Source organism: Pseudomonas fluorescens, from assembly GCF_018614655.1.
In the GTDB taxonomy this organism is placed as follows: Bacteria; Pseudomonadota; Gammaproteobacteria; order Pseudomonadales; family Pseudomonadaceae; genus Aquipseudomonas; species Aquipseudomonas fluorescens_BX.
Genome location: NZ_JAGGOG010000013.1, coordinates 280598 through 294851, shown reverse-complemented (window position 1 = coordinate 294851; position 14254 = coordinate 280598). Strand labels below are relative to the sequence as shown.

The 14254-nt window shown below is 58.6% G+C and carries 19 protein-coding genes; 6 read left to right on the top strand and 13 right to left on the bottom strand.

Translation table 11 applies throughout. From position 1 onward, the window contains the following. Positions 1–73: 73 nt before the first annotated feature. The 6 genes from J7E41_RS13315 to J7E41_RS13290 form a co-directional block, all read right to left on the bottom strand. Positions 74–1102 carry a DNA topoisomerase IB gene (locus J7E41_RS13315; protein ID WP_214993518.1) on the bottom strand — a complete coding sequence of 343 codons (1029 nt, stop codon included), beginning with the start codon at positions 1100–1102 and terminating at the stop codon, positions 74–76. Between the two features lie 84 nt (positions 1103–1186). Beyond that, positions 1187–2266, bottom strand: a complete 1080-nt coding sequence (modC, locus tag J7E41_RS13310; RefSeq protein ID WP_214993516.1) for a molybdenum ABC transporter ATP-binding protein — start codon at positions 2264–2266, stop codon at positions 1187–1189. A 5-nt stretch (positions 2267–2271) separates the two neighbouring features. Beyond that, positions 2272–2952 carry a molybdate ABC transporter permease subunit gene (gene modB, locus J7E41_RS13305; RefSeq protein ID WP_214993515.1) on the bottom strand — a complete coding sequence of 227 codons (681 nt, stop codon included), beginning with the start codon at positions 2950–2952 and terminating at the stop codon, positions 2272–2274. Then, complete coding sequence (modA, locus tag J7E41_RS13300) at positions 2953–3720, bottom strand: molybdate ABC transporter substrate-binding protein (RefSeq protein WP_214993514.1); 768 nt, start codon at positions 3718–3720, stop codon at positions 2953–2955. It abuts the gene before it with no gap. Positions 3721–3846: 126 nt separating this feature from the next. Further along, the gene (locus tag J7E41_RS13295) at positions 3847–4911 is read right to left on the bottom strand and encodes an NAD(P)H-dependent flavin oxidoreductase (protein WP_214993513.1); all 1065 of its coding nucleotides are present in this window, start codon (positions 4909–4911) and stop codon (positions 3847–3849) included. Between the two features lie 108 nt (positions 4912–5019). After that, the gene (locus J7E41_RS13290; protein WP_214993512.1) at positions 5020–5898 is read right to left on the bottom strand and encodes an alpha/beta fold hydrolase; all 879 of its coding nucleotides are present in this window, start codon (positions 5896–5898) and stop codon (positions 5020–5022) included. 174 nt (positions 5899–6072) lie between these two features. On the opposite strand from J7E41_RS13290, the gene J7E41_RS13285 reads away from it, so the two are divergent. Then, entirely contained in the window at positions 6073–6663 is a 591-nt protein-coding gene (locus J7E41_RS13285) for a CGNR zinc finger domain-containing protein (RefSeq protein WP_214993511.1), read from the top strand. Between the two features lie 4 nt (positions 6664–6667). Here J7E41_RS13285 and ada read toward each other — a convergent pair whose 3' ends face one another. The 5 genes from ada to J7E41_RS13260 form a co-directional block, all read right to left on the bottom strand. Continuing rightward, positions 6668–7732 (bottom strand): bifunctional DNA-binding transcriptional regulator/O6-methylguanine-DNA methyltransferase Ada, encoded by a 1065-nt coding sequence (gene ada / locus J7E41_RS13280; RefSeq protein WP_214993510.1) that lies wholly within the window; start codon positions 7730–7732, stop codon positions 6668–6670. Between the two features lie 77 nt (positions 7733–7809). Beyond that, the gene (alkB, locus tag J7E41_RS13275) at positions 7810–8475 is read right to left on the bottom strand and encodes a DNA oxidative demethylase AlkB (protein ID WP_214993671.1); all 666 of its coding nucleotides are present in this window, start codon (positions 8473–8475) and stop codon (positions 7810–7812) included. Positions 8476–8479: 4 nt separating this feature from the next. Further along, positions 8480–9208 (bottom strand): 2OG-Fe(II) oxygenase, encoded by a 729-nt coding sequence (locus J7E41_RS13270; RefSeq protein ID WP_214993508.1) that lies wholly within the window; start codon positions 9206–9208, stop codon positions 8480–8482. 83 nt (positions 9209–9291) lie between these two features. After that, positions 9292–9459 carry a hypothetical protein gene (locus J7E41_RS13265; protein ID WP_178123498.1) on the bottom strand — a complete coding sequence of 56 codons (168 nt, stop codon included), beginning with the start codon at positions 9457–9459 and terminating at the stop codon, positions 9292–9294. A 29-nt stretch (positions 9460–9488) separates the two neighbouring features. Further along, on the bottom strand, positions 9489–9791 hold the full coding sequence (locus J7E41_RS13260) for a DUF1883 domain-containing protein (RefSeq protein ID WP_214993506.1): 303 nt from the start codon (positions 9789–9791) through the stop codon (positions 9489–9491). 211 nt (positions 9792–10002) lie between these two features. On the opposite strand from J7E41_RS13260, the gene J7E41_RS13255 reads away from it, so the two are divergent. The 4 genes from J7E41_RS13255 to J7E41_RS13240 all read left to right on the top strand — a co-directional run bounded on the left by J7E41_RS13255 (position 10003) and on the right by J7E41_RS13240 (position 12440). Further along, complete coding sequence (locus J7E41_RS13255; RefSeq protein WP_214993504.1) at positions 10003–10353, top strand: hypothetical protein; 351 nt, start codon at positions 10003–10005, stop codon at positions 10351–10353. A 220-nt stretch (positions 10354–10573) separates the two neighbouring features. Continuing rightward, the gene (locus J7E41_RS13250; protein WP_214993502.1) at positions 10574–11224 is read left to right on the top strand and encodes a c-type cytochrome; all 651 of its coding nucleotides are present in this window, start codon (positions 10574–10576) and stop codon (positions 11222–11224) included. After that, complete coding sequence (locus J7E41_RS13245) at positions 11221–12144, top strand: c-type cytochrome (protein WP_214993500.1); 924 nt, start codon at positions 11221–11223, stop codon at positions 12142–12144. The genes J7E41_RS13250 and J7E41_RS13245 overlap by 4 nt, the downstream gene beginning before the upstream one ends. A gap of 65 nt (positions 12145–12209) precedes the next feature. Then, on the top strand, positions 12210–12440 hold the full coding sequence (locus tag J7E41_RS13240; RefSeq protein ID WP_214993499.1) for a hypothetical protein: 231 nt from the start codon (positions 12210–12212) through the stop codon (positions 12438–12440). A gap of 9 nt (positions 12441–12449) precedes the next feature. Here J7E41_RS13240 and J7E41_RS13235 read toward each other — a convergent pair whose 3' ends face one another. Both J7E41_RS13235 and J7E41_RS13230 read right to left on the bottom strand, forming a co-directional pair. Beyond that, positions 12450–12731 carry a hypothetical protein gene (locus J7E41_RS13235; RefSeq protein WP_214993498.1) on the bottom strand — a complete coding sequence of 94 codons (282 nt, stop codon included), beginning with the start codon at positions 12729–12731 and terminating at the stop codon, positions 12450–12452. A 146-nt stretch (positions 12732–12877) separates the two neighbouring features. Then, positions 12878–13063: a hypothetical protein gene (locus tag J7E41_RS13230; RefSeq protein ID WP_010562799.1), complete on the bottom strand. Its 186-nt coding sequence runs from the start codon at positions 13061–13063 to the stop codon at positions 12878–12880. A 307-nt stretch (positions 13064–13370) separates the two neighbouring features. Here J7E41_RS13230 and galU point away from each other — a divergent pair, with 307 nt between their 5' ends. Continuing rightward, positions 13371–14210, top strand: a complete 840-nt coding sequence (gene galU, locus J7E41_RS13225; protein WP_169354500.1) for a UTP--glucose-1-phosphate uridylyltransferase GalU — start codon at positions 13371–13373, stop codon at positions 14208–14210. Positions 14211–14254: the final 44 nt, after the last annotated feature.

Sequence of the window (14254 nt, the reverse complement as noted above, 5' to 3'; positions counted from 1 at the left end):
GCTTAGAACTTCACGTCGGCGATCATCCCGAGAACTGGAAAGGATCGACAGGGTAACGTATTTGGTTTTTTTCCTACAAGGGGCCGGCCAGTTGTTCGAGAAACATCGCCAGACCCACTTCCTCGGCTTTCAAGCCTTTACGCCCCCGTGGCTTGGGCAGCTTCGCCAATTCGCCGAGGCTGAAATGCTCCAGTACCGCCGGGTGGATATAGCACTTGCGGCACACCGCCGGTGTGTTGCCCAGTTGCCGGGCGACCTCTTTGACCATCGCCACCACATGCTTCTTCGCGTCCGACTCCGGTTGCCATTCCAGGTCCCTCAGTACCGACAGTGCGAGGGCGCTGCCGGCCCAGGTTCGATAGTCCTTGGCGGTAAAGTCGGCCCCCGTGAGGTGGTGCAAGTGGGCGTTGACGTCGGTGGAACTGACGGTATGTCGCTCGCCGCCCTCATCCAAATACTGGAAGAGGTTCTGCCCCGGTAATTCCAGGCAGCGCTTGAGCACCGTGGCCAGGCGCCGATCCTTGACGGTGATCTGGTGCTCTATACCGCTCTTGCCACGGAACTGGAACAGGATTTCGCTACCCTTGATGTCCACATGCCGGGTACGCAGGGTGGTCAGGCCGTAGGAGCGATTGTCCCGCGCGTACTGGGTATTACCGACGCGAATCAGCGTGGCATCCAGCAACAGGATCACCGTGGCCAGGACCTTTTCACGATTGAAACCGGGTTCGGCGACCTGGGCTTCCAATTGCTTGCGCAGCTTCGGCAGGGCTTTGCCGAAGGCTTGCAGCCGTGAGTACTTGTCACTGTCGCGTACCTCGCGCCAACGGGGGTGATAGCGGTATTGCTTACGTCCTCGGGCGTCGCGGCCGGTGGCTTGCAGATGGCCGTGCCGGTCGGCGCAGATCCATACATCGGTGTAGGCCGGCGGGACGGCCAGGGCGTTGATGCGCTTGATCTCGGTGGCATCGGTAATACGCTCGCCATTGGCCGTGAAATACTGAAACTTGCCCCGTAGCTTCTTGCGGCGGATGCCGGGCTGGGTGTCGTCAACGTAATGCAGGTCGTGAGGCAGCTCGGCAAGCAGCGCGGGATCGGTCATGGTGCAAAGTCCTTGGCAAGTCATCAGGCCGGTATGTCTGATTGACCGCAGCGCTGTGCGGTCGTGCCAAAGGATTGCAATCGGTCAGGCCAGTACCGCCACCGATTTGATTTGCGCCCATAACACTTGGCCCGGATGCAATTGCAACTGGTCCCTGGAAAAACGCGTGATACGCGCCAGCAAGGGCGTGCCGCCAGCGTCCAGGCGCACCAGCACGTGGGCGCTGTTATCGGCGGGAATTTCCTGGGTCATCGTTACCGGCAGACGGTTGAGAATGCTGCTGTGCTCTTCGGCTTGCAGGCTCAGGCTGACATCCCGGGCCTGCACTTTGAAACGCAGGTGTTTGCCACGGTCCAGCGGCGTATGAGCGACTCGGACCTGTAACGGGCTGTTGGGCAGTTGCAGGGTCAGCAGTTGGTAGTGGGCGTCATAGGCACTGACCGTTCCATCGATCACCACACCCGCGTCGTCACCCAGGGCCATGGGCAGGTCAAGTCGGGCCAGGGTTTCGCCAATCGGGCCGCTGGCCAGGGCGTTGCCATCACTGAGCAAGACGATGTGATCGGCCAGCCGCGCCACTTCATCCTGGGCATGACTGACGTACAGCACCGGGATTTCCAATTCGTCATGCAAGCGTTCCAGGTACGGCAGGATTTCGCTTTTACGTTTGCTGTCCAGGGCGGCCAGGGGTTCGTCCATCAGCAGCAGTTGCGGGCTGGTGAGCAGGGCGCGGGCGATGCCGACCCGTTGGCGTTCGCCGCCGGAAAGGTGCTGGGGATGGCGGTCCAACAGGTGGCCGATGCCCAGCAACTCCGTGGCCTGGGCCATGTCCACCCGGCGTTGCTGGCGCGGGATGCGTTTGAGGCCGAATTGCAGATTGGCCAACACCGACAAATGCGCGAACAGGCTGGCTTCTTGAAACACGTAGCCCAACGCGCGCTTATGCGGCGGCACGAACAGTCCGTTGCGGCTGTCCTGCCACACCTCATCGTTGGTCCGGACGAAGCCTTCGTCAGCCCGTTCCAGCCCGGCGATACAGCGCAGACAGGTGGTCTTGCCGGAGCCAGAATGCCCATACAACGCCGTCACTCCGCGTCCGGGCAACTGCAGGTCAACGTCCAGGGCAAACCCGGAATACTTCAATTGCAGGCGTACTTCTATCATCGACATCAACTCCAGCCCGCTTTGGTTTTACGGCTGGAGTAGAGCGCCAGCAATACCAGGAAAGAAAACACCACCATGGACCCGGCCAGCCAGTGGGCTTGGGCATATTCCATGGCCTCGACGTGGTCGTAGATCTGCACCGAAACCACCCGGGTCTTGTCGGGAATATTGCCGCCGATCATCAGCACCACGCCGAACTCACCGACGGTATGGGCAAAGCCGAGAATCGAGGCCGTGATAAACCCCGGGCGGGCCAGGGGCAGGATCACGTTGAAAAACGTGTCCCAGGGATTGGCCCGCAGAGTCGCGGCCACCTCCAATGGGCGGGTGCCGATGGCGCAGAAGGCGTTCTGCAACGGCTGCACCACGAACGGCATGGAATAGATCACCGAGCCAATCACCAGCCCGGTAAAACTGAAGGTCAAGGTGCCCAGGCCCAGCCATTGGGTGAACTGGCCGATGTAGCCATGGGGGCCCATTGTCAGCAGCAGGTAGAAGCCGATCACCGTCGGTGGCAGCACCAGCGGCAAGGCGACGATCGCTCCGATGGGGCCACGCCACCACGAGCGGGTACGCGACAACCACAGGGCGATCGGCGTGCCGATGACCAGCAGAATGGCGGTGGTCAGCGCTGCCAGTTTGATAGTCAGCCAGATAGCGGAAAAATCGGCACTCGACAGAGGCATTTAGAGTTCGTAACCGTAGGATTTGATAACAGCGGCGGCTTTCGGCCCTTTCAGGTACTCAACCAGCGCCTTGGCAGCGGCGCTGTCTTTACCCTTATTGAGGATCACCGCGTCTTGCTTGATCGGGTCATGCATGGAGGCTGGCACGATCCAGGCCGAACCGCTGGTGACCTTGCCGTCCTTATAAATCTGCGACAGGGCGACGAAGCCCAACTCGGCATTGCCGGTGGACACGAACTGATAGGCCTGTGTGATGTTCTGGCCTTCGACGAGCTTGTCCTGCACTTTTTCAGTCAAACCTTCCTTGGCCAGCACCTGAGTAGCTGCGAGACCGTAAGGCGCGGCTTTCGGGTTGGCGATGGACAGGTGCTTGTATTCATTTTTCTTCAGCACCTCGCCCTTGGCATCGACGTAACCTTCCTTGGCCGACCACAGCGCCAGGGTGCCGACCGCGTAGGTGAAGCGCGAGCCTTTGACGGTATCGCCTTGCGTTTCGAGTTTTTGCGGGGTGGTGTCGTCGGCGCTCAGGAACACTTCAAAGGGCGCGCCGTTCTTGATCTGGGTATAGAACTGGCCGGTGGCACCGTAGGCGGCAACGAGTTTATGCCCGGTGTCTTTTTCGAAGTCGGCGGCAATCGCCTGGATCGGCGCGGTGAAGTTGGCGGCAACGGCCACCTGGACTTCATCGGCCTGAGCCGAACCGAGGGCAAAGAGGGCGATCAGGGTGGCCAGGCCGGTAGGGGCCAGGCGTGAGGCACGAATCATCATGAAGCTGCTCCTTGGGGACCGACTGTGCGGCGTGTTATAGGCAGAGAGGTCTACCGCTATGTATGAGAATATATAGCGGTTGGCCATCGCCGGTACAGCACAAAGTTTCCCAGGAAATCAGTGTTTTCAGGTTCTTTTGAGTTTTCCCAGGGCCTGCTCCGCCAGGGTGCGGGTCAGTTCATAAGTCGAAACGTCTTTGCACAGGCGTAATGCCTGTCCCGACCACAAGTTACTGAAACCGGCTTCATCCTTGGCCTTCAGCGGCGTCAACGCGCCGCCGGAACGTGGAAACGCTGGCGCTGTCGGGTTGATTGATCCCAACTCACGCATCACCCGATTGATGATGCCCCGCGCTGGACGCCCGGTGAACAGGTTGGTCAGCGCTGTTTCGCTGGCCTGGGCACTGCGCAACGCGTGGTGATGCGATGGCGTGACATTGGCCTCAGGGGTAAACAGGTACGCCGTGCCTATTTGCACCGCCGAGGCCCCCAGGGCAAAGGCGGCGACAATGCCCCGCGCATCACCGATCCCGCCGGCTGCAATCACCGGCACCCGGACGGCGTCGACAATCTGCGGCACCAGGGCCAGGGTGCCGATCTGACTGCTGAGGTCTTCGGTGAGAAACATCCCGCGATGACCACCGGCTTCATAGCCCATGGCAATGATCGCGTCGCAACCGTGCTGTTCCAGCCAGATGGCTTCTTCGACGGTAGTGGCAGAGGACAGCACTTTGGCACCGGTCGCTTTGACCCGATCCAGCAAGGCTTTTTCCGGCAGGCCGAAGTGGAAGCTGACTACTTCAGGGCGGAACTCTTCTACAACTTCGCAGGCGGCATTGTTGAACGGTGCGCGGCTGGAGGCGGGCGTCGGCGCATCGAAGTCGGCACCCAGTTCTCGGTAGTAGGGTTCCAGCAGGTTTTTCCACTGGAGATCCCGTTCGGCATCAGGTGCTGGTGGTTGATGGCAGAAGAAGTTGACGTTCAGCGGTTTAATGCTGTGTTGGCGAATGGTGGTCAGCGCTTCACGCAGCTGTTCGATGCTCAACGCCGCCGCCGGCATTGACCCCAGGGCGCCGGCCGCGCTGGCGGCAATGACCATGGCTGTGCCAGTGGCACCAGCCATGGGTGCCTGGATGATCGGCAGTTCAATGCCCAGCAGGTCAATAATTCGAGTGTCTGGCCAAGTGCTCATAGGTCGCTTCTCCAACGGTAGAATACCTGCCCGCTGTTTTAGCAGGGGCCAATAGCCCCGGCCAGTCTGTTTTATTCACTGGACGAACCCGGCTTTTCGTGCGGTCCATCAGTCGATGGCGTGCCCCAGTACCTCGTGGATACGCTGGGCAATGGGCACAGCATGGGTTTCCAGGGCGAAGTGACCGGTGTCGAGCAATTCCACCACCGCGCTGGGGTTGTCGGTCTTGTAGGCGTGAGCACCCGGCGGGATGAAAAACGGATCGTTACGACCCCAGATCACCAGTGTCGGCAGCTGCGTGGCCCTGAAAAATGCCTGGAAGGCCGGGTACAAGGTCAGGTTGTTGCGATAGTCGAGGAACAGGTCGAGCTGGACCTCGTCATTACCGGGGCGCTGCATCAGCAGGGTATCAAGTATGTAGGACTCTGGCGCCACCAACTCTGGCTGATCAACACCCTGCAGGTATTGGTAACGGGTGCCCTCCAGGCTGATCACTGCATTGCGGATCACTTCCCGATTGGCCTGGCTCGGTTCGGCCCAGTAGGCGCGGATCGGTGCCCAGGCATCGCCCAACCCTTCCAGATAAGCATTGCCGTTTTGCGACACCAGCGCGCTGACCCGCTGTGGGTGCGCCACGGCCAAGCGCAGGCCAACCGGGGCGCCGTAGTCGAACACATAAAGGGCATAGCGACTGAGTTTCAGTGCGTCGACAAAGTGGCCGAGGGTGATTGCCAGATTGTCGAAGCTGTAGGCGTAGCCGCGTTCTGCGGGCACTTCGGTGAAGCCGAACCCTGGCAGGTCCGGTGCAATCACGCGGTAGCGGGTGGCGAGCAGCGGGATCAGGTTGCGGTACATATGCGAGGAGCTGGGGAAACCGTGCAGCAACAGAATCACCGGGGCCGCAGGATCGCCGGCTTCACGGTAGAACACGCGCACACCATCGGCGTCGACGTGATGGTAGCGAATCACCGGGGAGGGGATCGACATGATGATGCTCCTTTGTAACTGGTTAATTTGATTTATAGGGTTACTGGTTGAGCAGGCTGCTCTCGTTTTTGTAACCTGTCAAATCAAATTAAAGGGTTACTTTTTAGTCATGTTTCGTAACTACACAAATGCATGAATAACGGTTACGATGATGCGCGCTCAAGAGGACATGCCATGACCGCAGTCACCCCACCCGATTCACCGCTGGAGCCTTATGTGTTGGCCGATGACCTGGTATTGGACATGCTCAATACTCGGGCAAATGTCGACAGTGTGGCTCGGGATTTCTGGCAGACGGATGCCGATGTCGAGCGTTGGTTGATACGCCTTGGCTGGATCGAGGAGGGCGCCGTGCCAGTGTTCGAGGAGGGTGCTTTGCTTGGCGCGGCGCGGGGATTACGGGAGGTGATCCGGGACCTGTTGGAGCAACGCAAGGCTGGCTTGCAAGGTGATCCCACGGTCCTTAACGGTTTTTTGCGCAAGGCTGTCAGCCATCCGCAATTGTCCTGGCCTGCGCCGGGGACGGTGCACCTGGAGCGTCAGCGCAAACAGCAAACCCCCGAGCAGTTTCTCTCGCCGCTCGCGGAAGCCGCAGCGGTGTTATTGGTCGAGGGTGATTTCGGTTTGATCCGCACCTGTGAACATCCGGATTGCGTACTGTGGTTCTACGACCGCACCAAGGCCCATAAGCGCCGCTGGTGCAGCATGGCGTTGTGCGGCAATCGACATAAGGTCGCGGAATTTCGTCGACGCAAAATGCTCTAGGCCATCAAGTTTCAGTCGCGCCTTCCCGCTCCAGCAACTGGCGTTTACGCTCCACGCCCCAGCGATATCCCGACAGGTTGCCATCGCTGCGCACCACTCGATGGCAAGGGATCGCTACCGCCAGGCTGTTGGCCCCACACGCCTGGGCTACAGCGCGGAAAGAGGTTGGGGCGCCGATGCGCTTGGCAATCTCGCCATAACTGGCGGTGCTGCCCACCGGAATTTCCCGCAAGGCTTGCCAGACCCGTTCCTGAAACGCCGTACCGCGCAGATCCAGGGGCAGGTCCAGGCCCAGCGCCGGCGCTTCAATAAAACCGACAACCTGGGCGATCAACTGTTCGAAGCCGTGATCGGCACCGATGAGGTTGGCCCGGGGAAATTGATCTTGCAGGTCGCGTACCAGTTTGCCCGGATCGTCTCCCAGCAGAATCGCGCACACTCCCCGATTGCTTTGCGCCACCAGAATCGCCCCCAGGGAGCACTGGCCGACGGCAAAGCGGATATCGCTGTTGGTGCCGCCGGCCTTGTAATCACTGGGTTTCATGCCCAGCAATTGGTCAGCGGATTCGTAGAACCGGCTGTTGGAATTGAAGCCGGCGTCGTACAACGCATCGGTCACCGAATGGCTGTCCTTGAGCCCGTCACGCATTTTGCGTGAGCGATGAGCACTGGCATAGCCTTTGGGCGTCAGGCCGGTGACGGCCTTGAAAATCCGATGAAAATGAAAGGGGCTCAAGCCGGCGAGGGTGGCCAGGGCTTCCAGGTTGGGCACGTTCTCGGACTGTTCGATATGCCGGCAGGCTGCCGACACGATTCGGGCATGACGCTGTGCTACCTGGGTTTGATCCCCCAAAGCGCGTTTGCTGGGGCGGTAACCGGCTGCCTCGGCGTGTTGCGGGGTGTCGAAGAACTCGACGTTTTCCGGGCGTGGCAGACGCGACGCGCTGCTGGGGCGGCAATAGATACCGGTGGTTTTTACCCCGTAGACGAACTGCAGGTCAGCCTTGGAATCGCGGGCGACGATGGCAGCCCAGCGTGGGTCTTGTTCGGTGGCGTGGCGTGAAGTCATGGTTGATTACTCTTGGGCGAACACCGCCAGATTAGTCGGGCTGAGTATCCGCAACACTCCGATGCTTGCGGTCAAATTCAGCCGGCCATACGAAACGTCAGGTTGATACGCTGTGGCCCCATTTGCGGGTGCACACCTTCCTTGATCGGCAACACGCCATGGAAGCGCAAGCGATCCACGCCGCCCCAGACCACCACGTCACCGTGGAACAGCGAGACTTTTTGTGTCTTGTCACTCCGTTGGTGACCGCCGAATAGAAACATTGCCGGTAAACCCAGGGACACCGAGACCACAGGCGCGGTGTAGTGACGTTCGTTCTTGTCCTGGTGCAGGGACATTTTCGCCCCGGGTACGTAGCGGTTGATCAGGCAGGCGTCCGGTTCAAAGTTGCCGAATCCTGCTTCTGCCGCCGCCATTACAGCCAACTGACGCAAGGCTTCGGGAAGTGCCGGCCAGGGTTGTTGGCTGTTGGGATCAAGGGTTGTGTAGCGATAGCCCGCGCGGTCCGTGGTCCATCCCAACTCACCGCAACTGCTCAAGGCCGCCGACATGGTGAAGCCGCCGGGTGTGACCATCTGCCGAAACGGTGATTGGGCCAGCACACGCCGCAATTCTGGTAGCAGACGTTCAACCCAGGGCAGGGCGTAGCCCCTGAGGACGTAGGACTGTTCGCCGATTTGCTCACGCCCGGTTGGTTGCTGCAGGGCGTCGTCGGCAAACAGATCTGCGGTGGGGCCGGGAATCGGCTTACTGCGCATCGTGAAAGATCACTCCCAAGGTATGACGTTTGCCACTGTGCAGAACACTGACCCCATGGCGCAAGGTTACCCGATGAAACCCCCGGACGCTGGGCATTGGGCGCTGGCTGACCGCAAAGATCACCGCATCCCCTTTGTTCAATGGCACTACTTGGGCGCGAGACTGCATCCTCGGGCGTTGCTCGGTCAGTATCAGTTCACCGCCACTGAAGTCCTCGCCTGGCTGGGACAGCAGGATCGCTACCTGTAGGGGAAAGACATGCTCACCGTAAAGATCTTGATGCAGGCAGTTGTAGTCTCCTGGGCCATATTGCAGTAGCAAGGGCGTGGGCCGTTGTTGTCCTGCGGCGTGGCAGCGAGCGACGAAGTCGGCGTGTTGTGGTGGGTAGGTGATCGGCAGGTTCATCTGCTCGTTCCAGCGATTAGCCTGTGACGTCAGATAAGGATAAAGCTGTTCGCGCAAGTCGCTGACAAGGGCCGGCAGCGGGTAGCGAAAGTATTTATATTCGCCCCGGCCAAAGCCATGCCTGGCCATTACCACGTGGGAGCGGAATGCCGCTTGTCGTGGGTAATGGTCGCTGAGGTCGGTACATTCGCGGGCAGTCAGCAGCCCCGGGATCAGCGCATTACCCTGTTGATCAAGAGCGCTTTCGATGGCATGCCAGTCCTGGGAAGCCAGGCGCTCGGTCAGTGAGAGGGGAATGGATGAAGAAAACATCGGCGAACTCCTGTGACAACGAATGAGGGTTGCCAGTCTAGGAAGTCGCCGGGGGCCATGGCACTCCGATGCTTGCGCTCGAATTACAGGGCTTTGCTCACATTGATGTCGGTGATTTCATCGCTCGCATCATGAATCTTCGCCAAGGCTGCTTTCGCCTCTTCGACGCTGGCGGATTGCAGTTGAGCGAATTCGAAGCGGCGCTCACCATTGAGCTTGTACTTGATGACGTATTTGGTGGTTTGAGTCACGGTCTTTCCTGTCGGCTGTGATTGAACAATCAGCTCAGTTTGGAGTTGGTACGGCGAACGATGCGGATCTTGTGGGACAAGGCCGGCTTGCGCGTCACGCTGATCGCGCGGCGGTTGACCACGTCAAGGGTAATGTTCCAGAAGCCGGTACTGGGCGCGGTGATTCTAGCCGGGAACGTGTCGAACGCGCCGCCGTGGTAGCTGTGGCGGCCACCGTTCTTGAAGCTGCGAAAGTTGGCATCGCTCATCAGGCGGATGTTGCAGGTCTGGGAGCATTCGATGACGACAATGTCCCCTTCGTTAAGGTGCTCGCGCTGGTGAATGAATTTCATGGGGTGTCTCCAGAAGGGCTTTTTCTGAAAAATCAGAACGATACGTAGGTTAAGATAGAGTTTATCAGTCCCAGCACGTTTATTATCGGGCCGTCGTCGACGTCTTCGACAATTTAAAACAGTTATTTACCGAGTTATGAGGGATAAATCCTACGTTTGCGGGAGAAAAATACTATTCCCGCTGTCGTAGGGTCTTTATCGGAGGTTTTGTATGAAGTGGAGTGTATTGGTTCTGGCCTTGGCGTTGGGTGGGTGTGCTTCGGTTACAGACATCAAGCAGACCCCGCCAACCCTGGCGGTCATCTCCGGGAAAAAACCGCAGGAATACGCGGCCTGTGTGGTTCAGAAATTGTCGTCGACCCGCAGACCCTCGCAGATTGAGCCCCACAAGGACGGTGTTCGGGTCATCGTGCCGCAGAAGTTTTCCGCTGACCCCTCGGCCATCTTTGAAATCGAAGATCGCTCCAGCGGTAGCAGCATCAAGCTTTATGAAAGCATGTCCAATGTGCCTATTCGCCCAGGCGACGTGAAGAAAGCCGGCGAGGATTGCATTTCCGGCTGAGTCTCTGGGGCTCGCTCATACGAATCCGATTCAAGAAGCCTGACGCTCACGCAGCGCCAGGCTTTTTTTTGCCTGCGATTAGTGTGTGGGCTCGTGCTTACTGGCAGATGTTTATTTTTGCGTTGCGCGCAGGGTGTTGTAGCGATCAGCTCATTGCCCTACCATTTGTAGGCTTATGCTTTGTAAGTCTAAGCATATAACTATAAAAAATGGAGTCGTGATGATGTCTCTGGAACGAGTTCTGATGGGGAGTGCGCTGCTGCTGTTACTTGGCAGTGCTCATGCGCAGGAGGGCAGAAACATCTTTGCCCAAGGCGGTTCGCAACCCGGCGCTACGCCTTGCGTGGCTTGCCACGGGGCTGATGGACTGGGACTGGCAGCGGCCGGTTTTCCGCGTCTGGCCGGTTTGCCGGTGGGCTATGTGCGTAAACAGTTGGAAGATTTCAAAAGCGGGGCGCGCAGCAGTCCGGTGATGCAGCCGCTGGCCAAGGCCTTGACTGAAGAAGAAATCGCCACCGTGGCCCAGGCGTTGGCGGTGATGCCAGCACCTGCTGTTGCAACCCTTCACCGAAGTGTCATGCCCGACAATACGGCGCAAAAAATCGCCCTGCAAGGTGCCTGGGATCGACAGATTCCAGCCTGTGTCAGTTGCCATGGGCCTGCCGGTGTGGGCGTTGGTGAGGCATTTCCACCCCTGGCAGGTCAACCCGCCGCCTATCTGGTCGCACAACTGAATGCCTGGCAGAGCGGGGCACGGCATAACGACCCCAATGACTTGATGGGCCATATCGCCAAGTCGCTCACGGCTGAAGAAGTGCAGGGCGTGGCGACCTATTTCTCATCACTGAGCGGCCAGGAGGTCAAGCCATGAGGGTTTTCCTGTTTGCTCCCCTGTTGGGGACGTTGATCAGTCTGCCTGCCATGGCCGCGACTATCGCCATGGAGGATCAGTCGCAATTGCAGGCTCCTGCCGCCGCTCACCCGGGTACACCGTTCCAGCCACCACTGGAAAGCGAGCTGCCGGACAATGCCTATGGCAAGCTGGTCAGGCAGGGGTATGCGCTGTTTGTCGACACCAAGCGCCTGGCCCCGACGTTTGTCGGCAATGGTCTCAATTGCAGTAACTGTCATCTGGACCAGGGGCGTCTGGCCAATTCGGCGCCGTTATGGGGTGCCTATCCCATGTACCCGGCGTACCGAAAGAAGAACGACAAGGTCAATACCTTCGCCGAGCGGTTGCAGGGCTGTTTCCAGTTCAGCATGAACGGTGGCACGCCACCGGCGGTGGACAGCCCAGAGATTACGGCGTTGTCGGTCTATTCCTACTGGCTGGCCAGCAAGGCACCCCTGGGCGTCGAGTTGCCGGGACGCGGCTATCCGGAGGTACCGTCTTCCGCTGACACTTACGACTTGGCTCGGGGCGCCGAGGTCTACAAGGGACAGTGCGCGGTCTGCCATGGTGCTGAAGGCCAAGGTCAGAAAGTCGGCGACAGCTACGCAATGCCGCCGTTGTGGGGTAAAGACTCCTACAACTGGGGCGCCGGAATGCACCGGATCAACACCGCGGCATCTTTCATCAAATACAACATGCCCCTGGGTAAGGGCGGCAGCCTGACCGACCAGCAGGCATGGGATGTAGCGGCTTACGTCAACAGCCACGAGCGGCCTCAAGACCCGCGCCTGGTGGACGGCTCGGTAGAGAAAACCCGTGTGAAGTTTCATGCCAACGATGGCGTTAATTTGTATGGGCAAACCGTAGAGGGCGTGCTGATAGGCCAGGGCATCCGTTAAACTGTTGGCAACCCACAAAAAATGCCGCTGAGACCCAGCGGCATTGTTTTTTTCGGAATTCAGTCATGAAGCGTGAGCAAGTCAGAGACCGACATGCAGCAGGTCACATATCGGCAACCCATGTCATACAGAATCCGGCCGATTCTGGAGAATGGATTGTGTTCTTCAAGAAAAGCGCCGGGCGCAGTTTTTTCCTGGTGGATGACCAGGATGAGGTCGAATCCTTCGCGCGCCTGGATGACCTGATCGAGACCATTCGCGGCCTGGGCATCAAATTCGCCGAAATTCACATCTAGACGAGCGGCTTACTTGCAGACGACCACTACGCTGCGGTTTTTGAAGTTGCCGACATCCTTGCCCAGTGTCTTGTCACTTTCCTTCAAGGCTGGCGTGCCTTCGGTGCCGACGATGCGGTAACCGGTGCCCGCGCAGGAGGCGTCGGCTTTTTCGTAGCAACTGGCCCAGGCATTGGCTTCGCCGGAACAATCGATGGTCAGGCCTTGCTCACCGTTTTTCAGGTAAGTATCGGAGGTGGTGGTGCAGCCGGTGAGCGCCAGTACCGGAATCAGTGCCAGGATCTTGTTCATGTTGTGATCGTCGTTGAAAGTGTTGAGGTGGGGAGCACTGGAACGGTTCAAGCGAGATTATAGCGAACGGCCATCAACGTACAGACAAACACAAAAAAGCCCCGCTCACCGAGGCTTTGGTGTGCGGGGCTACCGGACTGCGAGGCTTACTTGCCCTTCGGTCTTTTGCTCGACGCGTGGCCAGCTTCATCCACAAACACTTCCGCTACCGCGATAGCTTCACGTTCGGTTGCGAATGACCCGGCGACGCTGTCGCCGTGGAAGTTGATCAAGTGCCAGCCGTCCGCTCGCTGTGTGATCAGGTAGCCGTTCACGCCTTTTGGTTCTGACATCTATCTTTCTCGTTGTCTGGTTCAAGGGCGCAATGATAGCGCCAAATGCCCTTGGGCAGCGCAAGTTGTTGCAGGTCAGTGCTGATCCTCATAAAGCATGCTAAAAAGGGTAAAGGCCTTTAAAACAACGGGGCGTCGTCAGTTTTCGCGATGCCGCCGGGAAGTCCTGTTTGAAGATGGGCGGAACTTAAGCCGACATTTTTTCTCTATGTTGACATCGCAACGCCAGCAGGACCCATTGTAAGGTGACTGCGGCCTGATTAGACTGCGCCGAATTTCGTACGCACAGCCCTTATTAAGGACTTTTATGATCAAGAAATGCTTGTTCCCAGCAGCCGGTTACGGTACTCGCTTCCTGCCAGCGACTAAAGCCATGCCCAAAGAGATGCTGCCGGTGGTGAACAAGCCACTGATCCAGTATGGCGTTGAAGAGGCGCTGGATGCGGGGCTGAACGAAATCTCCATCGTGACCGGTCGCGGCAAACGCGCCCTGGAAGATCACTTTGACATCAGCTATGAGCTGGAAAACCAGATCAAGGGCACCGACAAGGAAAAGTACCTGGTTGGTATCCGTAAACTGCTCGACGAGTGCTCTTTCTCCTACACCCGTCAGACCCAAATGAAGGGCCTGGGCCACGCAATTCTGACCGGTCGCCCGCTGATCGGTGACGAACCTTTCGCTGTGGTGCTGGCGGACGACTTGTGCGTCAACCTGGAAGGTGATGGCGTGTTGACCCAGATGGTCAACCTGTACAAGAAATACCGTTGCACCATCATTGCCGTTCAAGAAGTCGATCCTCAGGAAACCAACAAGTACGGCGTAATCGCTGGCGACGAAATCGGCGATGGCTTGATCCGTGTGCGGAACATGGTCGAGAAGCCGGCGCCGGAAGATGCTCCGTCGAACCTGGCGATCATTGGTCGTTACATCCTGACCCCGGATATCTTCAAGTTGATCGAAGAAACCGAGCCAGGCAAGGGCGGCGAGATCCAGATCACCGACGCGCTGATGAAGCAAGCCAAAGACGGCTGCGTGATTGCCTACAAGTTCAAGGGGCAGCGCTTTGACTGCGGCGGCGCTGAAGGCTACATCGAGGCGACCAATTTCTGCTTCGAGCACTTCTACAAGACTGGCAAGGCTTACTGATTAACGGTTGCCTGCCTGATCTCAAGAAAGCCACCTTCGGGTGG